The 23,555-nt window shown below is 74.5% G+C and carries 18 protein-coding genes; 3 read left to right on the top strand and 15 right to left on the bottom strand.

All coding sequences use genetic code 11. From position 1 onward, the window contains the following. Positions 1 to 17: 17 nt before the first annotated feature. The 10 genes from I3F54_RS17490 to I3F54_RS17540 form a co-directional block, all read right to left on the bottom strand. Positions 18 to 1,364 carry a VWA domain-containing protein gene (locus I3F54_RS17490; RefSeq protein WP_240119729.1) on the bottom strand — a complete coding sequence of 449 codons (1,347 nt, stop codon included), beginning with the start codon at positions 1,362 to 1,364 and terminating at the stop codon, positions 18 to 20. Between the two features lie 134 nt (positions 1,365 to 1,498). Next, positions 1,499 to 2,857 (bottom strand): PP2C family serine/threonine-protein phosphatase, encoded by a 1,359-nt coding sequence (locus tag I3F54_RS17495; RefSeq protein ID WP_240119730.1) that lies wholly within the window; start codon positions 2,855 to 2,857, stop codon positions 1,499 to 1,501. 3 nt (positions 2,858 to 2,860) lie between these two features. Next, complete coding sequence (locus I3F54_RS17500) at positions 2,861 to 5,443, bottom strand: serine/threonine-protein kinase (RefSeq protein ID WP_240119731.1); 2,583 nt, start codon at positions 5,441 to 5,443, stop codon at positions 2,861 to 2,863. Next, positions 5,440 to 6,774: a hypothetical protein gene (locus tag I3F54_RS17505; RefSeq protein WP_240119732.1), complete on the bottom strand. Its 1,335-nt coding sequence runs from the start codon at positions 6,772 to 6,774 to the stop codon at positions 5,440 to 5,442. Before I3F54_RS17505 ends, I3F54_RS17500 begins: the two co-directional genes overlap by 4 nt. A gap of 65 nt (positions 6,775 to 6,839) precedes the next feature. Continuing rightward, complete coding sequence (locus I3F54_RS17510) at positions 6,840 to 7,868, bottom strand: glutamate ABC transporter substrate-binding protein (RefSeq protein WP_240119733.1); 1,029 nt, start codon at positions 7,866 to 7,868, stop codon at positions 6,840 to 6,842. A 32-nt stretch (positions 7,869 to 7,900) separates the two neighbouring features. After that, positions 7,901 to 9,358 carry a hypothetical protein gene (locus I3F54_RS17515; protein ID WP_240119734.1) on the bottom strand — a complete coding sequence of 486 codons (1,458 nt, stop codon included), beginning with the start codon at positions 9,356 to 9,358 and terminating at the stop codon, positions 7,901 to 7,903. A gap of 284 nt (positions 9,359 to 9,642) precedes the next feature. Continuing rightward, positions 9,643 to 10,623, bottom strand: coding sequence for a BadF/BadG/BcrA/BcrD ATPase family protein (locus I3F54_RS17520; protein ID WP_240119735.1), 981 nt, complete (start codon positions 10,621 to 10,623; stop codon positions 9,643 to 9,645). Next, on the bottom strand, positions 10,614 to 11,879 hold the full coding sequence (locus I3F54_RS17525) for a 6-phospho-beta-glucosidase (protein ID WP_240119753.1): 1,266 nt from the start codon (positions 11,877 to 11,879) through the stop codon (positions 10,614 to 10,616). The genes I3F54_RS17520 and I3F54_RS17525 overlap by 10 nt, the downstream gene beginning before the upstream one ends. Positions 11,880 to 12,275: 396 nt before the next feature. After that, positions 12,276 to 13,487 (bottom strand): ROK family transcriptional regulator, encoded by a 1,212-nt coding sequence (locus I3F54_RS17535; RefSeq protein ID WP_240119736.1) that lies wholly within the window; start codon positions 13,485 to 13,487, stop codon positions 12,276 to 12,278. A gap of 255 nt (positions 13,488 to 13,742) precedes the next feature. Then, positions 13,743 to 14,846 (bottom strand): mechanosensitive ion channel family protein, encoded by a 1,104-nt coding sequence (locus I3F54_RS17540; RefSeq protein ID WP_240119754.1) that lies wholly within the window; start codon positions 14,844 to 14,846, stop codon positions 13,743 to 13,745. A gap of 334 nt (positions 14,847 to 15,180) precedes the next feature. Here I3F54_RS17540 and I3F54_RS17545 point away from each other — a divergent pair, with 334 nt between their 5' ends. Next, positions 15,181 to 15,717, top strand: coding sequence for an HNH endonuclease (locus I3F54_RS17545; RefSeq protein ID WP_240119737.1), 537 nt, complete (start codon positions 15,181 to 15,183; stop codon positions 15,715 to 15,717). Positions 15,718 to 16,028: 311 nt separating this feature from the next. Here the strand turns inward: I3F54_RS17545 and I3F54_RS17550 are convergent, their stop codons facing one another. The 4 genes from I3F54_RS17550 to I3F54_RS17565 form a co-directional block, all read right to left on the bottom strand. After that, positions 16,029 to 16,280 (bottom strand): hypothetical protein, encoded by a 252-nt coding sequence (locus tag I3F54_RS17550; protein ID WP_240119738.1) that lies wholly within the window; start codon positions 16,278 to 16,280, stop codon positions 16,029 to 16,031. A 76-nt stretch (positions 16,281 to 16,356) separates the two neighbouring features. Further along, positions 16,357 to 18,432: a 4-alpha-glucanotransferase gene (gene malQ / locus I3F54_RS17555; protein ID WP_240119739.1), complete on the bottom strand. Its 2,076-nt coding sequence runs from the start codon at positions 18,430 to 18,432 to the stop codon at positions 16,357 to 16,359. Continuing rightward, positions 18,433 to 18,729, bottom strand: a complete 297-nt coding sequence (locus I3F54_RS17560) for a hypothetical protein (RefSeq protein WP_240119740.1) — start codon at positions 18,727 to 18,729, stop codon at positions 18,433 to 18,435. 454 nt (positions 18,730 to 19,183) lie between these two features. After that, positions 19,184 to 19,795, bottom strand: a complete 612-nt coding sequence (locus I3F54_RS17565) for a TetR family transcriptional regulator (protein WP_240119741.1) — start codon at positions 19,793 to 19,795, stop codon at positions 19,184 to 19,186. A gap of 133 nt (positions 19,796 to 19,928) precedes the next feature. On the opposite strand from I3F54_RS17565, the gene I3F54_RS17570 reads away from it, so the two are divergent. After that, positions 19,929 to 21,410: an FAD-dependent monooxygenase gene (locus tag I3F54_RS17570; RefSeq protein WP_240119742.1), complete on the top strand. Its 1,482-nt coding sequence runs from the start codon at positions 19,929 to 19,931 to the stop codon at positions 21,408 to 21,410. 83 nt (positions 21,411 to 21,493) lie between these two features. On the opposite strand, the gene I3F54_RS17575 is transcribed toward I3F54_RS17570, so the two are convergent. Beyond that, the gene (locus I3F54_RS17575) at positions 21,494 to 22,045 is read right to left on the bottom strand and encodes a MarR family winged helix-turn-helix transcriptional regulator (protein ID WP_240119743.1); all 552 of its coding nucleotides are present in this window, start codon (positions 22,043 to 22,045) and stop codon (positions 21,494 to 21,496) included. Positions 22,046 to 22,151: 106 nt separating this feature from the next. Between I3F54_RS17575 and I3F54_RS17580 the strand changes: the two genes are divergently transcribed. Further along, complete coding sequence (locus I3F54_RS17580) at positions 22,152 to 23,540, top strand: MFS transporter (RefSeq protein WP_240119744.1); 1,389 nt, start codon at positions 22,152 to 22,154, stop codon at positions 23,538 to 23,540. Positions 23,541 to 23,555: the final 15 nt, after the last annotated feature.

Raw genomic sequence — 23,555 nt, forward strand, 5'->3', positions numbered from 1 at the left:
CCTCGTTCCTTCTCAGATCACTTCTTTACACGAACTGTCTTTGTGGACCGGGTCTCAAGGGTCATCTCGTCGGCCTCGGCGACCTTCGTCTTCAGTCGCACAGTACCTGTCGCTGCGTCGACCACGTCCACCACCTTCGCAAGCAGTTTCGCAGTATCGGCGTTCCCCGAGGCACCCGCGAGCTGGACCGCCCGGCCCAGTTTGGCCGTCGCCCCGTCGATATCGCCCGCTTTGCGAAGGTCGAGGCCCTGCTGGATGGCCCGGGCCAGCTCGGCCTGGCCGGTGTAGTGGGCGACCTGGGGGTTGATCGACGTCGATGCGGCCACGTCGTCGGTCCACACGGCCCGCACCAGGCCCTGGGCTCCCAAGTTCTGTACGGTGCCGTCGGGTTGGGGGACGACCAGCGAGACCCTGGCGGCGAGCATCTCCTGGCCGAGATCGGCCGGGGGGACCTGGACGCAGACGTGGTAGTCGCGGGATTCATCCCCCCAGGAGCCGGTGGGGTAGTCCCCGGCGCGCGGCCCCGCCTCGGTGCGCCGCTCGGTCAAGTCCTCGACGGAGGGCGCGACTTGCTTGACGAAGCGCACCACCGCGCCGACCGGCGTCCACAGCCGCAGGGCGACGTCCGCGACCTCCTTGCCCATCGCCGTCTCCATCATCTGCGTGAAATCCGCGGTGAGAGCGGCCGGGTCGGCGACGATGTCGGCGGTGCCGAGGAGCGCGGAGGCGATCCCTGTGACTTCTTTCACTTCCCAGTCCGTGCCCACGCCCCGCGCATCGCAGGTGAAGCGCCCGGCGCAGGCGTCGAGGGCGGCCTTCAGGTCCTGCGGCGACTCGTGCTCGTTGCGGCCGTCGGTGAGCAGGATGCCGTGCCGGATGGCGACGTCCGCCGACGACAGCAGGCGGTCGGCGAGCCGCAGCCAGGTCCCGATCGCCGTGCCGCCCCCCGCGCCGAGCCGGCGCAGTGCCTGTTTGGCCTGTCCGCGGGTGGTTGCGTCGGCGACGGCGAGGTGTCCGTCCCCGGGATAGACCTCCCTGGCCACGTGCGTGCCGCCGATCACCGCGAAGTGCACGCCGTCGCGCAGCGTGCCGATCGCTGCGGCCGTGGCGTCACGGGCGTTGCGCATCTTGTCCGGCGGGTAGTCCATCGACCCGGAGCAGTCGACCATGATCGCCACCGCCGCGGACGGGCCCTGCCCGGTGGAGTAGAGGTGGGGTGCCGTGACCGCGCTGCCGATCGTGCCGCCGCCGGTCGCCGTCACGGTGACGACGGCGTCGACCTGGTGGCCGCCCTCCGGCAGGTACTCGTTCTGGTACACGTCGACCGAGAACTGTGGCACGTCGGGCTTCGAGAAGTTGGCCATGCCTGATCGATCCCCCTTGAGCGCCCCACCCCCGTGAGGCGACGACTTGTTGCGGACCGGTCCCCTCCGGTCCGCGTGAGGCTGTCCCGTGACGGAGGTGTCCTCGCGGTGAGAGGCCTCCCCGTCGCCGGGCCTCAGGCCGATCCTGCCCCCTGCGTGGGCGCGGGGAACGGCACGACGGCCACTGTTACGTTGTCGTGGCCCCCGCCGTCCAGGGCGTGCCCGACCAGGACCTGCGCGCTGTGCAGGGGGCGCACGCCCGCGTCGGGGGGGAGCACGGCGGCCATCTGGTCGGCCGTCTCCGCGTAGTTCCACAGCCCGTCCGTGCACACCAGCACCACCCCGGGCCGGTCCGGCTTGAACGAGGCGGTGTGCGGCTCCAGTTCGTAGGCGTCCGCGCCGAGCCAGCCGGTGATCGCGTGGGCGCGCTCGTCGGCGTACGCCTGGGCTTCGCTCATCAGGCCCGCGGCGACCATCTGCGCCGCCCAGGAGTCGTCCTCGGTGAGCCGGGCTGCGAGGGCGCCGGGGTCGGCGGGCACCCAGTAGGCGCGGCTGTCGCCGACCCAGCCCACGACGAGCAGCCCGGAGGCCACCACCGCGCCGACGATCGTGCAGGCGGGCGCGTTCAGGTGCGGAGCGTGCTCACGGGCCGTGGCGGGCTCCTCCGCCAGGGAGTCGACGGCGCGGGAGGCGGCGACGATCGCGTCGTGCATCGCCTGCTGGGGGTGGGTGCCCTGCTCCAGCCCGGCCAGCAGCGACTCGCTCGCGGTCCGGGCCGCCGCCAGTGAGGCGTCGTCGGGGCGGGTCGCGGAGGACACACCGTCGCAGACGATCGCCAGGGACACCGGGGTGCCGTCGGGCAGCGCGGTGTGGCCGACGGCGAAGGCGTCCTCGTTGCGGTGGTGGCGCAGGCCGCGGTCGCTGACGGCGGCGACCGGGCCCGACTCCTGCTCCATGTGGTCGCGTTCGCGCGGCTGGGCGTGCCCGCAGTTCTCGCAGTACCCGTCGGTGTCCACCCGGCCGGCCCGGCAGGCCACGCACACCTTCGGCTCCGCCACGGACCCGCCGTCGGCCGCCTCCGCGGCCATCCGCGGATCGGGCGCCTGGAGCGGGTACTCCTCCGGCTCCGGCGACCGGTCGAAGCGCACGCCGGGGCCCGACGCGCCGGGCCGGCCCGCCCCGGCCACCGGGACCGCCGGCGGCTGCGCCGGCAGGTCGCCCCCGCCCGAGTCGGTGCCCCGCAGGTCCGTCGGCAGGTGGACGGCCGGCGGAGTGTCGGCGCTGCCCGGCTGGGCGGCGTGCGGCCAGGCGGCCGAACCGGCGGGCTGCTGCTGCGCCGAGCCGTTCATGGCGATCGTCGGATGGTCGGGCGGCGGCGCGGACACGGCGGACAGGTCGTATCCGCACGCACCGCAGAAACGGTCACCCGATTCGAGCGGTTCCGCACAGCTCGGGCACTGCGGCACGGTGGCCTGCTGGGGCATCTGCGACATCAACTACACCCATGTCCGGGGGCGGTAACGGTTGGCACGTTCCACCAGGTCGATCCTCTCCTCGCCGCCGGGCGCCAGCCTGGCCAGCATGCGGTACGAGCGCTCCAAACCGAAGCGCAGGCCCCGTTCGTCCAGCTCGCTGCCGAGCAGCAGGCGCCGGGCGGCGGGCGGGCCGGCCCAGCCACCGGAGAGTATCCAGTCCAGCGCGCTGCCGAGGACCTCGGTGGCCAACTGCTCGCGCCGCGTGGGATCCAGACCGTACGTGTCCAGCGCCTCGACCTGTGCCGCGGCGGCTCCCACGTCCTCCAGGAACGGCATGTCGGCGGCGGGCGCCGCGCGGTGCCGCAGCCGGGCCCGGACGGCCGCCACCCGCGCCGCCGTGTAGTGGATGGACGACCCCGGCACCGACTCCAGCGTCCGTACGGCACCTCGCCGGTCCCCGGTCGCGAGCTGGACCCGGGCCAGGCCGAACGCGGCGCCCACACAGCTCGGATCGGTCGACCACACCAGCCGGTAGTACTCGGCGGCGTTGTCCTGCTGGCCCAGGACCTCCGCGCACAGCGCGAGTGCCAGCTTGGGCGCGGTCTCCCCGGGAAAGGCGTCGTAGACCGCGTCGAAGGCGAGCGCGGCGCCCTCGTGGTCGCCGGTGACCAGCGCGGTCACACCCCGGTACCAGACCACCCGCCAGTCGTCGGGATGGTCGCTCTCCAGTGCCTCCAGCACCTGCACCGCGCCGGCCGTCTCCCCCGTCTCCAGGGACGCCCTCAGCTCGCGCAGCCGCAGCTCCGGTGAGCGGGTGGGCGCCGCGTGCAGCGCGGCGATCAGTTCCGCGGACGCGGAGGCCATCAGCCCCGCCAGGAACCCGGCGTTGGGGTCGGAGGGATCCACCCGGGGCACCGGCAGGGCGAGCGCGGCGGCGGCGACGGCGACGGGCCTGACGCTGCCGCCGCCGGCATCGGCGGCGTACGGCTGCGGGGCCGGGTGCCCGGTGAGGGCTGCGGTGCCGTGCGGGGGCGTGCCGATCAGCGGTGAGGGGGCTGCCCCGGCCGGCGGCGCGGCCGCCCCGCGCCGCCCGCGCCTTGTCACACGCGCCCCGAGCTGCGAGACCTCGCCGTCCAGCGGGGGGAACAGCTGCGTGTCCGTGACCCGGATCTCCGGTCCGAACAGCGTGGACAGCGCGGGCCGGGCCCGCCCCGTCTGCAGGGAGACCACCTCGCGCAGGACACCGGTGAGCTGCTCGGCCATCTCCTGAGCGGAGGCGAACCGGCGGGCCGGGTCGGGGTCCGTGGCCCGGACCAGGAGCCGGTAGAACGACTCGTACTGCCGGAGGACGCCGATGTCGTCCGGGTCGGGCAGGGAGTCGACGTGGACGGTGGTGTAGCCCTGGAAGTCGAAGGTGAGGACCGCCAGGGTGCGGCCCACCGTGTACAGGTCGGACGCCACCGACGGGCCGATCTCCGCCACCTCGGGCGCCTGATAGCCCACCGTGCCGTAGATCGCCGACTCGTCGTCGTCCATGCGGCGCACCGCGCCCATGTCGATCAGTTTGAGCTGGTCCTCGGTCTGGATGGCGTTGTCGACCTTGAAGTCGCAGTACAGGAGGTTGCGGCTGTGCAGGTGGCCGAGCGCCTCCAGCGCCTCGATGCCGTAGGCGCAGGCCTGCTCCACCGGCAGGGGATCGCGCCGTCCGTCGGTCGTGCGGCGCGCGTTGGCGATCTCCTTCAGCGACTTGCCGCCCACGTACTCCATGACGATGTAGCCGTCGAGGGAGCCGGTGCGCTGGTCGAGGTGCTCGACGAAGTTGTAGATCCGGACGATGTTGGCGTGCTCGATCTCCGCGAGGAAGCGCCGCTCGGAGATCGCCGCCGCCATGGCGTCCTGGTCACCGGTGTCCAGCAGGCCCTTGAGGACCACCCAGCGGTCGGAGACCGCCCGGTCCACGGCCAGGTAGATCCAGCCGAGGCCGCCGTGCGCCAGGCAGCCCACGACCTCGTACTGGCCGTGCACGACGTCCCCGCCGGTCAGCTTCGGCACGAAGGAGTACGGGTGGCCGCACTTGGTGCAGAAGCCCTCCGTGCGGCCGGGCCGGCCGCCGCGTGCCCGCCCCACCGGCGCCCCGCAGTCGGAGCGCGAGCAGAACCGCTTCCGCTCGGGCACCTCGGGGTGCTCCAGCACCATCGAGCGCGGGTCGGGCCGCGGCACCTGCGGCACCTCGACCAGACCGGCGCCGAGCCGGCTGCGGCCCGAGGAGGCGGTGGAGGAACCGGAGCTGCGCACCGACACCGAACGGCCCGACGTACCGCCGGACAGCGAGCGCGACAAGCGCCCGGACACCGAGCGGCGGGACCTCGACGACTGCGAGGACGTCCCCGAGCCGCGGCCGCTGCGCCCGCTCCCGCTGCCCGCCGAGCTCCGGCCCTCGGGTGCACCGGCGGGGGCCGCCGGGCCGGGCATGGCGGAGGCCGACACCACGGGGGCGAGCCCGCAGGTGTCGCAGTACAGCTCACCTCCGCCGACGTCCTCGTACGTTCCGCCGCAACCCGGCCGCTGGCAGGTCTGCCCCGTCCGACTCGTCGCCCCGCTCATGACGGCGACTCCCCCCTCCGGTCGTGAGGTCCGCTCCGCCCCGGCCCGTGCGGCGCGCCGAGCGCCTCGGCGGCGGCCCGCTGGTAGAGCAGCACGGCCTGCTCGGCGACGCGCAGGTCGCAGGGTGCGCTCCACAGCATGCGGCGCGCCTTCTCGTACCGCTCGATCAGCACCGGGTCCTCCGCCAGACCGTGCCGGGCGACCTTCGCCCGGTACGCGTCCAGACGGCCGCGCAGCTCGGCACGGACCGCGAGCGGGGCGGTGACCGCCGTCAGCGACTCGCGGGCGCGCAGCAGTTCGTCCTCCGCGCGCTGCTCCAGCTGCTCCAACAGCGGGGAGAGGCGATGCCACCGGGCCTGCCTGCGGTATTCCGACGCCGCCGCCAGCTGCTCCTGCAGCGCGGTCGGCGGTCCGCTGACGACCGGCACCTCCGTGGCCGCGATCTTCGCCAGCACCTCGCCGCGCGCGGTGCGGGCCTCGGAGAGCGTGCGGTCCGCCCGGGAGAGCAGGTCCCGCAGCCGCACCAACCGCTGCTCGGCGTCCTGGCGCACGGTCAGGACGGCGTCTATTTCCCGGCGCACGTCCTCCAGGGCGCGCGCCTCACGGTCGTAGACCGTGGTGTCGGGCCGGCCGCCGCCCGGCGCCGAACTGCCCTGCGCCGGCACCCAGTGGGCCAAGGGGTCGGAGATCACCTCCTCGCGCAGCCTGGCCAGCGTGCGCGTGATGCGCTCCAGGTCGTCCCCCGCGGGATGCTCGCCGGGGCGCACCCCGACCGAGTGCGCGAGCTGCCGGGTGCGCTGGAGTTCCGCGGCGAGCAGGTCGATCCGGGCGGGCAGCGCGGACCACACCGCGTCGGCGGCGACGACCACGTCGAGGGAGGCCGCGTACAGCTCGTTCATCCGGTCCACCAACGCGGCGAGCGAGAACCGCTCGCTGAGCCGGCCCGGACCGCCGTGCGGTGAGGGAGCGTTGACGAGGGCCGCCGCGGAACCGGCGACCGTCACCGCCTCGCCGCGCAGCAGTTCCGTCAGCTCCACCAGGTCTTCGCGGCTCGACCAGCGGCGGCGGGCGCGGATCGCGCGGGCGGTGCGCAGGGCGCCGGAGTAGGCGTCGAAGTACACCCACAGCAGGGTGATCGACGCCTCCGTGGCCGCCCAGCGCTCCCGGGTGAGCCCGGTCAGCTCGGCGCCTTCAAGCAGCCTGCGGCCCGCGTGGTCCTGGAGGGCGAGCAGGGAGGTCTCGATCGCCTCGTGCTCGGCGCCGAGCCGCGCCAGCGCACGGTCCACCTCGTCCCGGTCCATCACCGGCCCGGTGGGGTCCGTGACGCCCATCGATCACCTCTCGCTGCTGTGTCGGATGCTGCCCGTCTGCCTGACTCGTCGTTGCTGCCGCCCCGTCAGCTCGTGCGCAGGTACTGCGGCGCGGGCGGCTTCGACGCCGTGGAGTCCCTGCCCAGTGTCGCCGACAGCCAAGTGTCGTACGACGCCTGCCAGCCGCTCCGTCCGTAGTCGACCAGGACCTGGTTGACCCGGCGTACCAGATCGTCGGCGTCCCTCTTCATCGCCACGCCGTAGTACTCCGTGGTGAACGCCGCGCCCTTCAGCTCGACCGTCGGGTCCTGGGCGGCCTGGCTCGCGGCGAGCGCACCGTCGGTCACCACCGCGTCGGCCTCGCCCAACTGCAGCCTGACCAGGCAGTCCAGCTGGTTGGGCACGGTGGTGGAGATGTCCGCGGTGGCCGCCAGACGGCCCGCCGCGCGGTCCTTCGCCAGCCGGGTGTGTGCCGTGGAGCCGGCGGCGGTGCAGATCGTCTGCCCGGCCAGGGACCTGTCGTAGCCGGTGACGGGCGACGACTTGGCCGCCAGCACCTGCTGCCCCGTCTTGAAGTACGGAGCGGAGAAGGCGACCTCGCCGAGGCGGTCACAGGTGATCGTCATCGTGCGCACCACCATGTCCACCCGGCCGCTCTGGACCGCCGGGATGCGCTGGTCGGTGGGTATCGCCTTGAACTGGACCGCGTCCGGGTCGCCGAGGATGTCCGCGGCGATCCGGTGCACCAGGTCGATGTCGAAGCCCTCCAGCTGCGCGCCCTGGTTGTTGGGGTCGCGGTAGCCCCAGCGGTAGCTGTTCTGGTCGATGCCGACGACCAGCTTGCGCCGGGCCCCGGCGCGGTTCTTGATCGCCTCGATCGTGGGGCCGTCCGCGCGGGACGGTGCCAGCGTCTGCTTCTCCGGTGCCCGGCACTCGACGGCGCGCGTCCGGACGCCTTCGGCGGCCCCGGGGCCGCCGGTGCCCGCGCCGCCCCGGCCCGGCGACTGCGTCAGCGGCAGCAGCAGCACGAAGCCCAGCGCCAGGGCGCAGACGGCGGCCATCGCGCCCACTCCGCCCCAGCCCTTCAGCCCGGCCCGCACACGTCGTATCGCCATCGTCACGCCCCCTTCCACCGATCCGCCCCCTTTCACCGGTACTCCGACAGCCTGCGCCCGATGCCGAGCACCGCGCCCGCCCCGCCCAGCAGGGCGAGGACGGCGGCGCCGACCGGCAGGCCGGTCATCGCGTCCAGGCCGTCGCCGGCGGCCTGCTGGAACTCGCCCTGTTCGTGGGTCAGCGACTTCGCCAGGTTGGCGTCGACGCTGTCGAAGCACTCGCCGGTGGCACCCTTGGGGCCGATCACCTTGTCGAGGGCCTGCTCGTAGAAGCCGTCCTCGTCGGCGGTGCGGGCGGTGGTGTGCCGCTTCTTCCACTCCGTCATGTTGCCGACGGCCGCGGTGACCGGTTGCCGGCCCGCCCGGTCGTCCGCCAGCCGCTGCGCCTCGGCGAGGCCCCGGCCGAGGGCTTCCATGTCCTTGCCGAAGTCGTAGTCGTAGGCGTCGTAGGTCCTGCCGTCCGCCTTCACCGTCTGGGCGCCGCGCGAGACCAGGGTGAGGTTCTCGTTGCCGCGCGCCTTGAGGGAGGCGATGCGGGCGTCCTGCAGCACGCTCAGCGACCGGACGCCGTGGTCGTAGGAGTCGTCGAGGGCGGCGCGGGCGAGGCCGTGGCCGACGACCAGCCACAGCAGCGCCACCGTCGCCGTGGCGGTGGCGGCGACCAGACCCTGGTTGAGGATGCGGTGGGTGCGCCGGTAGTGGCGGTGCTGGGCCCAGGCGAGCGCCGCCAGGGTGAGCACACCGAGCGCGATCGCCGCCCACGGATAGGGGCGGGCGCTCGCGTAGTCGGCGTTCAGTCGCTGGTTCTCCCGCTGGTAGAGGTCCTCCGCCGCCGGGAGCATCTCCTTCTGCATCTTCTCGTTGGCGTACCTGAGGTACGCGCCGCCCACCGGGAAGCCCTGCCGGTTGTAGGTGCGGGCCCGCTCGACCAGGCCCTTGTACTCCGGCAGCAGCCGGTTGAGGCGGGCGATGGTCCGCGCGGCGGGGGAGCCCGCGTCGGAGTTGCCGGCTGCCGTCACCAGGCCGGTGGCGGCGGTGCGGATGTCCTGCTCGTACCGGTCGCGGGTCTCCTTCGTCTCCCCGCCGCCGGCCAGGAAGCCGCTGGAGGCGGCCGTGTTGGCGTCGGCCAGCGAGCGGTAGACGTCCGCGGCGGCGGAGCTGAGCGGCTGGCTCTTGTGCAGCACGTCGTCGGCGGCGGTCGCCCGGTCCGTCATCTGCCAGGCGGTCACCGCGCCGAAGGCGATGACGAGGAGGGCGAGGACGGCGCCGATGGTGCGCAGCCGGCCCGGCTCGGTGGTCGCGGCGGCGCGCAGCCGGTCGACGCCCTCCGCGAACGCCGTACGTCGGGGCGGGCAGGGAGGGCCGGCCGGACGGTCCGGCGGCGCGACGGACCGTCCGGGGTCCCCGCCCGGCTGGGGTGGGATCACCGGCGCCGTGGGCGCGCCGGAACCCGGCGGCGGTACCGCGCTGCTCGTCGGCGGGTGTGTCACTCTGACCTCCCCCAGGGTCATCCGTCGCCCGCAAGTATCGCCGCCGGTACCGCGCTTGCGCACCGGCCTTCACCGCATCTTGATCGGATCGCAGTGTGCCCCCGCCGCTCGCGGCCGGCGCCGCACGGCGGTACCCCCCGTGATTCCCGTGATTCCCTGCTCATGAGAACGCGGGGGAGATCGGTTCGGTTCCCCCGAGGGGCGGCGGGTGCCAGGGGCCGCCCGCCGCCCGCCGCCTGTCGCGGGGTCCGCGGCGGCCGGGGGAGGACGGCGCCGCTCGCGCCCTACCGTTGCCGGCCCGAGAAATGCGCCCGGACCCGGCGCTGCACCTCCGTGCCCGCGCCCGTCCGGTCCAGACCCAGCAGCGCCGCGCCCAGCACCGGCCGCTCCCGCACCACGACCGGTGCCGCCCCCGGTGCCCGATCCGCCAACAGCCCCCTTACGGAAGCGTCGAGTTGCCGGTGCCCCGCGGTCAGCACGCCGCCGCCCAGCAGCACCGGGGCCGCCTCGTCCAGCAGGTCGAGCCGGGTCAGGGCGACCACCGCCATGGTGACGATCTCCTCGGCGAGCCGGTCGACGACGGACCGCGCGACGGGGTCCCCGCCGGCGGCCGTGGCGAACAGCACGGGTGTCAGTTCGTGGCGCCGGGCGGGCGGCAGGTCCTTCAGGTGCAGCGCCTCGACGAGGGCGTACACCGAGGGCAACCCGAAGTGCGCGGGCAGGGCCCGGGCCAGCTCGGTCGGCGCACCCCGCCCGTCCTCGGCGCGGGCCGCGTGCCACAGGGCCTCCTCGGACAGTCCCCAGCCGCCGCCCCAGTCGCCGGAGATACGGCCGAGCGCGGGGAAGCGCGCGGTGCGCCCGTCGGGCCGCATGCCGACGCAGTTGATGCCGGCACCGCACACCACGGCCACCCCGCGCGGTTCGGCGACACCGGCCCGCAGAATCGCGAAGGTGTCGTTGCGCACCTGGACCGACGGGCCCCAGGCGCGCGCGTGCAGCGCGGCGGCCAGCCGCTCCTCCTCCACCGGGAGGTCGGCGTTGGCGAGGCACGCCGAGACATGGGCGACGGAGGTGGTGCCGGCTGCCGCGAGGGCTCGGCCGGCCGTCTCCGCAAGGGCGTCCACCGCCGCCGCCACCCCCACCGCGGGTGGCCGGAACCCGCCGCCGCGGGCCGTGGCGAGGACGGCTCCGTCGGCCGCCACGACCGCGACGTCGGTCTTGCTGTTGCCGGCGTCGATGGCGAGGACGCTCCCGGTCAGGTCCACGGAAGGTGCTCCCGGTTGTGTGCGATCAGTCGGTCGGTGAGGGTGTCGGCGGCGTCGTACTGGCCGATCAGCGGGTGGGCGAGCAGGGCGCGGAACACCCGGTCGCGGCCACCCTCCAGAGCCGCCCGCAGCGCCAGGTCCTCGTAGGCGGTGACGTGTGCCATCAGCCCCGCGTACAGCGGGTCGACCGGCGCGACGGACAGGGGCACGGGGCCGGAGCGGCCCACCGCAGCCTGTACCTCGATCACCGCGTCGTCCGGCAGGAACGGCAGCGTGCCGCGGTTGTGGGTGTTGACCACCTGGTACGGCGAGCCGGAGCCGCCGAGCAGCGCCGCCGCCAGGTCCACCGCCGCCTCGGAGTAGTAGGCCCCGCCCCGCCGGGCGAGCAGCTCCGGCTTCTCGTCCAGGGCCGGGTCGCCGTACATCCGCAGCAGTTCCCGTTCCATCGCCGCGACCTCCGCGGCCCTGGACGGTCTGGTGCGCAGCTCCCGCACGACCTCGTCGTGGGCGTAGTAGTAGCGCAGGTAGTACGAGGGGACCGTGCCGAGCCGGTCCAGCAGGGGGTGCGGCAGGTGCAGGTCCGAGGCGATCGTCCCACCGTGCTCCGCGAGCAGCCGGGGCAGGACGTCCTCGCCCTCGGGGCCGCCGAGCCGCACCCCTGTCTCCCAGGTGAGGTGGTTGAGGCCCACGTGGTCCAGATGGACCTCCGCCGGTGCGACGCCGAGCAGCCGTGCGAACCTGCGCTGGAAGCCGATCGCCACGTTGCACAGCCCGACCGCCCTGTGCCCGGCCCGGAGCAGGGCGCGGGTCACGATGCCGACGGGGTTGGTGAAGTCGATGATCCAGGCCTGGGGATTGGCACGCCGGACCCGTTCGGCGATGTCGAGGACGACGGGCACCGTGCGCAGGGCCTTGGCGAGCCCGCCCGCGCCGGTGGTCTCCTGGCCGACGCAGCCGCACTCCAGGGGCCAGGTCTCGTCCTGCTCGCGGGCCGCCTGACCGCCGACGCGCAACTGGAGCAGGACGGCGTCCGCGCCGTCCACCCCCGCGTCCAGGTCGGAGGTGGTCACGACCCTGCTGTCGTGGCCCTGCCGGGCGAGGATGCGGCGGGCGAGGCCGCCCACCCGTTCCAGCCGGTCCTCTGCCGGGTCGACGAGCACCAGTTCCTTCAGGGGCAGGGTGTCGCGCAGCCGTGCGAAGCCGTCGACGAGTTCGGGGGTGTAGGTCGAGCCTCCGCCGACCACGGTGAGCTTCATGTCGCCGACGGTGTCGACGTGTGCGGGCGTGCCTTCTCGGAGCCGGCGACCGGCGACTTCACGGCCGCGACCTCGCCCGGCGCGCTCCAGGCGTGCCGGAAGGCGATGGTCGTGTCCTTCGAGGGGGCGCCGGAGGTGGTGAACGTGAGGGCCGCTCTACGGGGGACTCCGGGTAGGGAACGGGAGTTTTCGGGCATGGCGAGACCTCTCGGGGTGGGTGGTGGTGAGGGGGATCGGTCGGGGGAGGACGTGAGGGGCGGCGGGGCCGGGACGGCGGAACGTCCGAGACGGTGACGGTGACGGCGAGGGCGACGGGACGGCAGGGAGGCGGGACGTCGGGAGCGCAGGGCGCCCGGGGCCGGGGCGGGGAGCCGGGGTCCGGGGGATGTGCGGGAGTCAGCGGGAGGTGTCGAAGACCTCGTCGCGGGTGGTCGCCAGCGCGTTCTCCAGTGCGCCGCGCAGAACGGGTTGCCCGGTCACGTCTCCGAGCACCAGCCGGGGCCGGGAGGCGGCCAGCTCCGCCAGCTCGTCCTGGACGAGGCGCCGCAGGACCTCACCGCCCGCGGTGAGCGAGGAGCCGGACAGGACGACGAGTTCGGGGTCGAGGACGGAGACGAGGGAGGCGAGGCCGGTCGCGAGCCGGGTGGCGTACGCCGCCAGAAGTCGCCGGCCCGCCGCGGTGTCCTCCGCGGCGGCCCGCCGGACGAGTTCCGCGGCGGCTTCCGTGTGCGGCCCCGACGGGATCTCCGTCATGCCGAGTTCACGGGCGAGCCGGGGGACGGCCCGCGAACCCGCCAACTCCTGGTAGCCGCCGCTGTTGGCCCTGGTCACCTTGCGGACCAGGGGCGTGCCGGGAACCGGCAGGAAGCCCACCTCGCCCGCGCCGCCGGTCCAGCCGCGGTGCAGCCGGCCGCCGAGGACCAGGGCAGCGCCCAGGCCCTCCTGGTTCCACAGCAGGACGAAGTCCTCGTGCCCGCGGGCCGCCCCGAGCCGCTGCTCGGCGATCGCTACGAGGTTGACGTCGTTCTCGTACTCCACCGGCATCGGCAGTGCGGCGGCGAGGGCGTCGAGCACGTCGGGGGAATGCCATCCGGGCAGGTGGGAGGCGTAGCGCAGGCGGCCCGTGGTCGGGTCGAAGGCGCCCGGGGTGGCTATGACGACCCGGTGGACGTCGTCCCGGGTCAGGCCCGCCGCCTTGACGGCGCCGTCAAGGGCGTCGGTGACCTGCTGGGCGACGGACCGGGTGCGGTGCCGCCCCGGGGTGGGCAGCTCGTAGGCGCCGACCGCGCGGCCGGTGAGGTCGGCGACGGCGGCGCGGATCCGGTCGGGGGAGACGTCGAGGCCGGCGGCGTGCGCGGCGACCGCGTTGACCTCGTAGAGCCGGGCGCTGGGGCCCGGTCGCCCCTCGCTGGTGCCGCCCGCGAGCACCAGTCCCGCCGCCTCCAGCCGGGCGAGCAACTGCGAGGCCGTCGGTTTCGACAGCCCGGTCAGTTTGCCGATCCGGGTGCGTGAGAGGGGGCCGTGCTCCAGCAGCAGGTCCAGCGCGGCACGGTCGTTCATGGCGCGCAGCACACGTGGGGTACCCGGCGTACCGGCGGTTCCTGCCATCGCTTCGAACCCCTGCCCTTCCGGCGGCTCGGCTTCCCGGCGACCCGGGAGGACCGTCCACCGCCGAGTCACTGTTAGGAAAGTTTCCTGTCGGCTTGGGTGGAACGTATGCCCCGGGGAAGGGGGCGTCAAGAGACGGCACCCCCGCGGCAACGGAGTCGTTACCGGCGGGGGCGCGGGGGCCGGCTGAGGATCCGGGGCCGCCCGGGGGACGTGAGGGGGCGGGGCCTAGGGGGCGCCCGTGCGCCCCCTGGGCTACCTGCTGGGAGGTGCCGGCCGCTGCGGGGTGATCGGCGCCGCCGCCTCTGCCTGCGGGGAGTCCTCGTCGGAGAACGCCGACGGGGCCGCCACCGCGGCAGCCGGGTCCTGCGTCCCGTCCTCCGGCGCGGCAGCCGTCGCGCCGCCGGCGACGGGGATGTCGGCGGCGTCGAAGGCGCGCTTGATACGCCAGCGCAGCTCCCGCTCGACCGCCGTGTCCTTGCCCGGCATGGTCTTGGCGGAGACGCGGACCACCATCGAGTCCGGCAGCACGCTGTCCAGCCCGAGCACCTCGATCGGGCTCCACAGCAACTCGTTCCAGGGCTCTTCCTTGCCCATCCGCTCGGCCACCCCGTCGAGCGTGGCCCTGACCCGGTCCAGGTTCTCGTCGCCGTTAAGGGTGACGTCCACGTTGGCCGTCGCCCAGCCCTGGGAGAGGTTGCCGATGCGCTTGACCTCGCCGTTGCGGACGTACCAGATCGCACCGTTCGGGCCGCGCAGCTTGGTCACCCGCAGGCCGACCTCGACGACCTCCCCCGTGGCGGGCCCCGCGTCGATCGTGTCGCCGACGCCGTACTGGTCCTCGAGGATCATGAACACGCCGGAGAGGAAGTCCGTGACCAGGTTGCGTGCGCCGAAGCCGATCGCGACGCCCGCGACACCGGCGGAGGCCAGCAGCGGGGCCAGGTTGATCTGGAACGCGGACATCACCATCAGCGCGGCCGTCCCCAGGATGAGGAAGGACGTCACCGACCTCAGCACCGAGCCGATCGCCTGCGAGCGCTGCCTGCGGCGCTCGGCGTTGACCAGCAGGCCGCCCAGCGAGGTGGCGTCGACGGCCTGGCCGGTGCGGCTCATCCGGTCGATCAGCTTGGTGATCGCCCGCAGCACGATCTTCCGCAGCACCACGGCGATCACCAGGATCAGCAGCACCTTCAGCCCGATCGCCAGCCACGTCGACCAGTTCTGCTCGATCCAGCTGGCCGCGTTCGTCGCGCTCTCCTGGGCGTCCTCCAGCGAGGGCACCGCCGGCGCCGTCGTCGTGGACGGGGAGGGGGACGGTGACGAGTCGGCGGCCGGCAGAACGGCGGGCAGGGACACGGCGGGTACCTCCAGATGCGCTCCACCCCATCCGGCGCTGCGGTCAGAGAAGGTCACGAAAAGGTCACCGGGCGGGCAGGGTGACCACACTAACGGGGCATTGCGGGTGCGCCGGGCCGAACCGGGAAGCGGCTACGACGCCCGTCGGGGCCGGGATCCGCCGCATGAACTGGTGGGATGGACCGGCTGGGATCCGGGGGATGCATGAGGTGTGGTCGAAAACACTCCCAGCCCGTTACCGGGACATGGTGGCGCGTCCACCAGCCATGAGGGGAGACTGACTACGGATCGTCCCGGCGCGAGCCACGCGCCGCCGGCGTACAAGGAGGCATCCGTGCCGCATGTCCTGGTCCTCAACGCGTCGTACGAGCCGCTCGGCGTCGTACCGCTCCGCCGCGCGCTCGTCCTCGTCCTCGAGAACAAGGCAGTCTGCCTCGAGGAGTCCGGCGCCCATCTGCACAGCGCAACCGTCACAGTCCCCGCACCCAGCGTGGTCCGGCTCAAGCGATTCGTCCGGGTTCCCTACCGGGGGCCCGTTCCTCTGACCCGCCGGGCGCTCTTCGCCCGCGACGGGGGCCGGTGCATGTACTGCGGTGGCGTCGCAACCAGCGTCGACCACGTCATCCCGCGCTCGCGCGGGGGCAAGCACGTCTGGGACAACGTGGTGGCCTCCTGCCGCCGCTGCAACCACGTCAAGGCCGACCGTCACCTGGTGGAACTGGGCTGGCGGCTGCGGCACAAACCAGCCCCGCCCACCGGTCTGGCCTGGCGCATCATCGGGACCGGACACCGGGACCCGCGCTGGCTGCCCTATTTGCAGCCGTACGGCGCGGACGACGCCCTGGCCCGGATCGACGGCATCTCCGCCTGACGATCCGGGCCTCCGCGTCCCCCCGTCCCGAGCGCGGTGTCCCGACGCCGGCACCGCGCTCGTCGGCGTCCCCCGGCCCCGAGGGCTCCCGTGCCCCGGGGGCCGGCGTCGTGCTTCGTCGCCCGCGCGGCGCCTCAGAGCCGGACGGCCGTGATCCACGGCGTCGACGGCACCGCACTCCCGTGCGTGCCTCCCGGGTCGGGGGACCTGCGTCGCTCCGCCCGCGCGCGGGCAGCGAAAGGCCCGGCCGCGCGCTCGGCGGGCCGGGCTCGGGAATCGGGCGCGGAAGGCTCAGAACGCCGTTCGGGGCGTCAGGCCCGGGCCTTCGGCTTCGTCACGCGGATCTTGGAGCGGTCCAGGACCATCACCAGGCCCGTGATGACCGCGAAGATCACCAACGGGAGGAAGACGTACAGACCCAGCGTCTCGCCGACGCCGAGGCCCGTGCCGGGGTCGTCGCCGTCGTCGCGGGTCAGCGCGAGCGCGGGGGACGACATGAGCAGCATCATCAGCGTCGTACCGGCCGCCAGGGCGCCGGCGCGCAGGGTCTTCTTCTTGTCCACGGTGCAAACGTAGCGAACGGCGGAACGAGACGCGCGCCCGGGGTGCCGTATGAGGGCCCCACCGGCCGCCGCCGGGTCAGGTGCCGCCCCGCAGCACCTCCATCAGCGCCCACAGCCGCGGTGAGGCCGCCAGCTCCTCCAGGGACACCGGGCGGCCCTGCGCGTCGGCGATCGGCAGCCGCCAGTTCGGGTACTGGTCCCAGGTGCCGGGCAGATTCTGCGGGCGGCGGTCGCCCACCCCGTCCGGCAGCCAGACGCCGACCAGCCGTGCCGGGGTGCGCAGCAGGAAGCGGTGCACGGCCTGGATCCCGGCCTCCTCCGAGACCTGGTCCGCGCCCCCGCCGGCGCCCTCCAGCAGCCCCAGCCGCGCCAGCAGGTCCAGCCACTCTCCCGTGTCGGCGGCGGCCTCCGCCCGCTCCACCTCCAGCGGGCGCGTCAGCAGGCCCAACCGGTCGCGCAGCTCCACGTGCTCGCCGCTGAGCCGCGCCGCGGTCGACGGCAGATCGTGGGTGGTCGCCGTCGCCAGGCAGTCCGCGCGCCACCGGCCCGGCGGCAGCGGCTGTCCGCCGCCCTCCCAGTCCCGCTCGAACCACAGCACCGACGTGCCCAGCACCCCGCGCTCGCGCAGCGCCTCGCGCACCCCCGGCTCCACGGTGCCCAGATCCTCGCCGATCACCACCGCCCCGGCCCGCGAGGCCTCCAGTACCAGCAGGGCGAGCATCGCCTCGGCGTCGTAGCGCACGTACGCGCCCTCGGTCGGCGGCTCACCCTGCGGCACCCACCACAGCCGGAACAGGCCCATCACATGGTCGATGCGCAGGGCCCCGGCATACCGGAACAGCGCCCGCAGCAGGCGGCGGTACGGCGCGTAGCCCGACGCGGCCAGCCGGTCCGGGCGCCAGGGCGGCAGACCCCAGTCCTGGCCGCGCGCGTTGAAGGCGTCCGGGGGCGCGCCGATCGACATCCCCGCCGCGAAGTGGTCCTGCTGGGCCCACGCGTCCGCGCCCTGGGGATGCACTCCGACCGCCAGGTCGTGCACCACGCCGACCGGCATCCCGGCATCCCGCGCCACCCGCTGGGCGGCCGTCAGCTGCGCATCGGTGAGCCACACCAGCCAGCTGTGGAAGTCGACGCGGTCCATCAGCTCGACGCGGGCCCGCTCCGTCTCCGCCGACCGCGCGTCACGCAGCCCTCGTGGCCAGCGGCTCCAGTCCGGGCCGTGCACCTCCGCCAGCGCGCACCACGTCGCGTGGTCCTCCAGGGCCCGGCCCTGCCCGGCGAGGAAGTCGGCGTACGCGGTCCTCCGGCCCGGCCCGAGCGGCACCTTCCGCACCAGCTCCAGGGCCTGCCGCTTCAGCTCCCACACCGCGTCCCGGTCGATCAGCGCGCCCTCCTCCAGCACCGCCGCCCGCAGCCGGGCCGCCCGCTCCAGCAGCGCCGCCGCCTTCTCGCGGTCCTCCACGTAGGCGAACTCCGGCACGTCCTCGACCCGCAGATGCACCGGGTCGGGGAAGCGGCGCGAGGAGGGTCGGTAGGGGGAGGGGTCGGTCGGGGCTCCCGGAACGGCCGCGTGCAGCGGGTTGACCTGCACGAACCCCGCGCCCAGAGCCCGTCCGGCCCAGCCTGCGAGCTCGCCGAGGTCTCCGAGGTCGCCCATACCCCACGAGCGCTGCGACAGCAGCGAGTACAGCTGGACCAGCAGTCCGTACGACCGCCCCGCCGGTGTCGGCAGCCGTGGCGGGGCCACCACCAGGTGGGTCTCGGCGGTGCGTCCGTCGGGCGCGGTCGCCGTCAGCCGGTGCACGCCGGGCGGGAGGTGGTCGACGGTGGCGTGCGACTCGCCCTGCTCGGTGTCGACGCGCAGCCTGGCGCCCTCCGGCAGCGCGGCCAGGGCCCGAGGGGCGCTGCCGCTCCAGCAGACCACCGTCGGCGGCAGCAGCCGCTCGCGGACGTCCCGTTCCCGCGCCGCGCGTGCGGCCCGCGTCGACTCGGGGGTGCCGGCGTCCACCCCGAGGGCGGCGAGCACCCGGATGAGCGCGGTGGCCGAGGCCGTGACCGTGCGGCCGGGGGAGGGCTGGAAGGACGGGGCGACGCCGTGCAGTTCGGCGAGCCGGGTCAGGTCCGCACTGGGCGGCGGGGCGGGAGCTGCCATCTACGGCCTCGGGAAGGCGGGGTCCGCCTCCGCGTCGGACTCGCTGGTCAACGGCGCGGCGTCGGCGAGCGGCGGCTCGCTGGTGAGGGGCTCGGCATCGGGCAGCGGCGGCTCGCTGGTCAGCGGGATCTCGGCGCGGGTCCCCTCGGAGCTGAAGATGTACGGCCGGGAGCTCTCGGGCTCGAAGGGCATCGCGGGCCGGGGCACGGTGGGCCGTGCGGCCGGCGCGGAACCGGGTTCGGACCCGGAGTCGGGTTTGGACAGGGCCGAGAGCAGGAGATGTGCCGAAGCGGCCACCGGGGGCCTCCTTGTCGCGTGTGCCGGGGTGCGGCGTGAACGGGTCACGGCAGCCCTACCCAGTGGACGCGATGGCAGACGTCCGAGAGGTGAACAGTGCGCATCTCGTCACAATCCATGCACCCATGATCCACCCGGAGTGGAGCAAAGCGCGTGATCGGTCCGGTTGCGGGGCGCGCGCCGCGACGGCGCGCGGGCGGAGCCGGGCCCGGTCCGGCGGTGGGCGGGAGCCTGGCGGGGCGGCGGTCGGGCGAGGTGGGGTTCGTCGTGGCGGTGGCGGTGGCGGTGGCGGCCCGGCGAAGGCGGCCGGACGGGCGGGTGCGGCCCTTTCGGGGACCGGCCGGACGGGGGCGCCGGATCGTGTCGGTCGGCCCGCGCGACGGCGGATCCGTACCGCGGCCGGCCCGCGCCGGAGCCGGGCCGCGCCGGACGCGCCCGGTGCGGCCCGGCCGACTCAGGGGTGCGGTGCGACCATGTAGCGCTGCACCGTGGGGCCCAGCCAGGCCGCGATCTCGTCGCGGGTCAGGGCCGCGACCGGGGGCAGGTGCAGGACGTAGCGGGTGAGGGCGAGGCCCAGCAGCTGCGTCGAGACGAGCGCGGCGCGGGCGGGTGCCTGCTCGGGGTCGGGACAGGCGGCGCGGGCGGCCGGCAGCAACTGGTCGCGGAAGACGCCCTGCATGCGCTGGGCCCCGGCCCTGCTGGTCGCCCCCACCCGGAGCAGGGCTGTGAGCTGCTCGTTCTCCTCCCACTGGGTGAGGAAGTGGGTGACCAGCACGCGTCCGAGCTCGTCGCGGGGTACCGCGCCGAGGTCGGGCATCCTCAGGTCGACGGAGACGGCCGCGGCGAAGAGACCCTCCTTGTTGCCGTAGTAGCGCATCACCATCGACGGATCGATGCCCGCGTCCCTGGCGATGGCGCGGATGGTGGTTCGCTCGTAGCCGTCGGTGGCGAAGCGTTCGCGGGCGGCGTCGAGGATGGCGGCGCGGGTGGCGTCGGAACGGCGGGCCGCCGTCGGCGCCGGGGGCCCGGAAGAGCCGGGGGCGCGGGGTGTCTCGCTGCGGTGCATATCGGCCAGCGTAGGCCAACACGTGTTGGCCAACAAGAGTTGACATCGGTGGGGTGCTGCGCTTCCATGTAAGCCAACGGTTGTTGGCCAACGACCGTTGGCACAGGAGTGCCGGCATCCAGGAGGGGGCATCATGAGCGGTACCGCCGACATCACGCCCAGCGCCACACCCACCCCCGAGAGCGGCGTGATCGTCGTCGGCTCCGGTCCCACCGGACTGCTCCTGGCCGGCGATCTCGCCGCCGCCGGCATCCCCGTCACCCTCGTCGAGAAGCGCCCCCGGAGGATCGGCAACCTCTCCCGTGCCTTCGTCCTGCACGTCCGCACCCTGGAACAACTCGACGCCCGCGGCCTCGCCGACACCGTCGAGGCCGCCGGTCACCGTCTCGGCCGGCTCCGTCTGTTCGGCGGCCTGACCATCGCCCTCGACACCCTTCCCTCCCGCTTCGACCACGTCCTCGTCATCCCGCAGTACGAGGTGGAGAAGGTGCTGGAGCGGCGGGCCGTCGAGGTCGGTGTCCGGTTCCGCCACGAGACGGAGATGACCGGGCTCACCCAGGACCTGGACGGTGTCACGGCGCAGGTGCGTGCTGCGGACGGCGGGCGGCGGGAGCTCCGCGCCGCCTACCTCGTCGGCGCCGACGGCATGCGCAGCGCCGTGCGGGACGCGGTCGGGCTGCCCTTCCCGGGCCGCTCGGTCATCCGCTCCGTCGTGCTGGCCGACGTGCGGCTGGCGGAGGAGCCGGACAACCTGCTCGCCGTGAACGCCGCCGGTGGCGCCTTCGCCTTCGTCGCGCCGTTCGGTGACGGCTACCACCGGGTCGTCGGCTGGCGCCGGGGCCGCGACGTCCCCGGCGACGAGCCCCTCGGCCTGGAGGAGGTCGAGGAGATCGCGCGCCTCGCGCTGGGCCGCGACTACGGCATGCACGACGCCCGTTGGATGTCCCGCTTCCACAGCGACGAGCGCCAGGTGCCCTCCTACCGCGTCGGCCGCGTCTTCCTGGCCGGCGACGCCGCGCACGTGCACACCCCGGCCGGCGGGCAGGGCATGAACACCGGCCTCCAGGACGCGGCCAACCTGAGCTGGAAGCTCGCGCAGGTGCTCCAGGGGCATGCGGCCCCGCGCCTCCTCGACAGCTACCAGACCGAGCGCCACCCGGTCGGCCGGTCCGTCCTGCGCAGCAGCGGTGGCATCGTCCGCCTGGCGATGGCCGAGCGCCCCTGGACCCTGGCCCTGCGCTCCGCGCTGACCGAGTTCCTCGACCACGCCGCGCCCGCCCGCCGCCGGGCCCTCGGGCAGATCACCGGCCTCGGTTACCGCTACCCGGCCCCGCGCGGCGCCCACCGCCTGACCGGCACCCGCGTCCCGGACGTCGCCCTGGCCGACGGCACCCGCCTCTACGAGGCCCTGCGCGACGGCCGTTTCGTCCTGATCGCCCCGGGGCCGTGCACCGCCGTGCCGGCTGCAGCCCGTGAGGGCCGTCTGGTCGTCGCTCGCTGGTCGAGTGACCGCCGTACCGCCCTCCTGGTCCGCCCCGACGGCTATGCGGCCTGGGCGTCGGACGCGGCGGACGCCTCCGCGATCGGGGCTGCGCTCACGGCACACGTCGGCTGAACGGCGTTGCCCGCGGCAGCCGCCGAAGGGGGCTCGCCGCCCGGGCGCCGTGCGGCGGCGGCGCGGGACTCTCGAAACACCCCCTAGCGGTCCGCCCGTGCCGTCCCCGCCAGCAGTTCCCGCAGCAGGCCGGCCAGTTGGCCGGCCTGTTCGCCGGTCAGGGAGGCGTGCAGCGCCTCCGTCTGGACGTCCAGCCCGGCGCCTACCGCCTCGTCGATCAGGCGGAAGCCCTCGTCGGTCAGCGTCACCTGGAGGCCGCGCCGGTCGTGCGGGTCGGGGGAGCGGCGCAGCAGGCCGGCGCGCTCCAGTTTGTCGAGGCGGCCGGTCATGCCGCCGGTGGTGAGCATCAGGGTCGCCGAGAGCTGGCGCGGCGAGAGGGTGTACGGCTCGCCGGCGCGACGCAGGGTGGCCAGGACGTCGAACTCGCCGCGGGAGATCCCGAACCGCGCGTACGCCTTCTCCATGCGGTCGCCCATGGTGCGCGCGAGCCGGTAGATGCGGCCGAAGACCTCCATGGCGCGTGTGTCGAGGTCCGGCCGCACGGCGGCCCACTGCTCGGTGATCGCGTCGACCGGGTCGCCGGGCGCGGTGGCCCCGGGGGTCGAGCCGGGGTTCGGGCCGGGGTTCGGGTTCATGGGCCGAGTATCCGCATGTCCTCGATGAGCCGCAAGAAAGTCGCTTGACGTTAAGTAGCTTATGGCTAAGCTGCTTTCCGTCAAGTAATCACTGAGGGGGATCGCCGTGAAGAAGCCGCGCCACAGGCCCGACCGCGTACCGGGCGAGTGGGCCCTGCCCGTCGCCGCCGCCGTCAACGGCATCGGCACCGGTATGTACGTGCCGTTCACGCTGGTTTTCTTCCACCACGTCACCGGGCTGCCCTTCACCGTCGTGGGCGCCGTCCTCACCGTGACCGGCCTCGCCGGCCTCGGCGTCCTCCCGCTCGCCGGGGCGGCCGTCGACCGCTACGGGGCCAAGCGTGTGCAGTACGTTCTGTACGGGGTGCGTGCCACCGGCTTCCTGCTGTACCCCTTCGCCCACGCCCTGCCCGCCTTCGCCGCCGTCGCCCTGGTCACCGCGGCAGCCGACCGCGCCTTCCCCGCCGCACAGCAGGCCCTGGTCGGAGAGGTGGCGCACGGCACGGACCGCGACCGGCTCCAGGCGGCAACCCGGGCCCTGCAGAACGCCGGCAACGGTGCCGGGGCGCTCCTCGCCTCCCTGGTCATCCTCTTCGCCGGCCCCACCGGGTACACCTGCGCTGCCTGGGGCAACGCGGTCTCCTTCGCCGTCGCCGCCGTGCTGCTGCGCCCGCTGCGGCCGGTGCGGTCCGCCGCGCCCCGGCGCCGGGCCGGGTACCGGCTCGTCCTCGCCGACCGGCCCTTCCTGGTCGTCACCGGAGCCAACTTCCTCAACGCGCTCAACTACTCGGCCCTGTCCGTGCTCTTCCCGCTGTTCCTGCTGGAGTGGCTGCACGCGCCGGCCGGGCTCACCGGCTCCGCGTTCACCGTCAACACCGTGCTGTGCGCGCTCGCCGGGGTCCACGTCGGCAGCCGGGTCCGCCGGGCCGGCGCGCGCCGCACCCGGGCCGCGGCTCTCGGCGGCGTCCTGTTCTCGGCCGCGTTCGCCGCGCAGATCGTGCTCGGCTGCCTGCGCCCGGCCTCCGGCCCGGCACTCGGCCTCGCCCTCACGGCCGTGATCGTCGTCTACACGCTCGGTGAGCTGATCCACAGTCCGGCGGCCGAGGTGCTCGCCGTGTCGGCGGCGCCCGAGGACGCGCGCGGGCGGTACATGGCCGCGTACCAGATGTCCTGGTCACTGGCGAAGGCCGTGGCGCCCTCGCTGTTCACCGTCCTGTTCGCGGCGGACGGCCGGCTGCCCTGGGCGCTGCTGATCGCCACCTCGGCGGCGGCCGCCGTCCTGCTGATCCGGGCCGAGCGCCGCCTGCCGGCCGAGGCGGTGCACCCCGTCCCGGCCACCACGACCCGTACGGCCGGCCCGTCCGCCTCCGCCTCTGCCGCGCCCTCCACCCCTGCCGCGCCCTCCACCCCCGCACCGGCCTCGTCACCCGCACCGGTCCCGCAGGCTGCCCGGCCGGCCAGGTCCGGCTCCGCCGACGCGCGCGTCGCGGTGTGACGCCGAAAGGACCCA

This window comes from Streptomyces sp. MUM 2J (assembly GCF_022414535.1).
Lineage (GTDB): Bacteria > Actinomycetota > Actinomycetes > Streptomycetales > Streptomycetaceae > Streptomyces.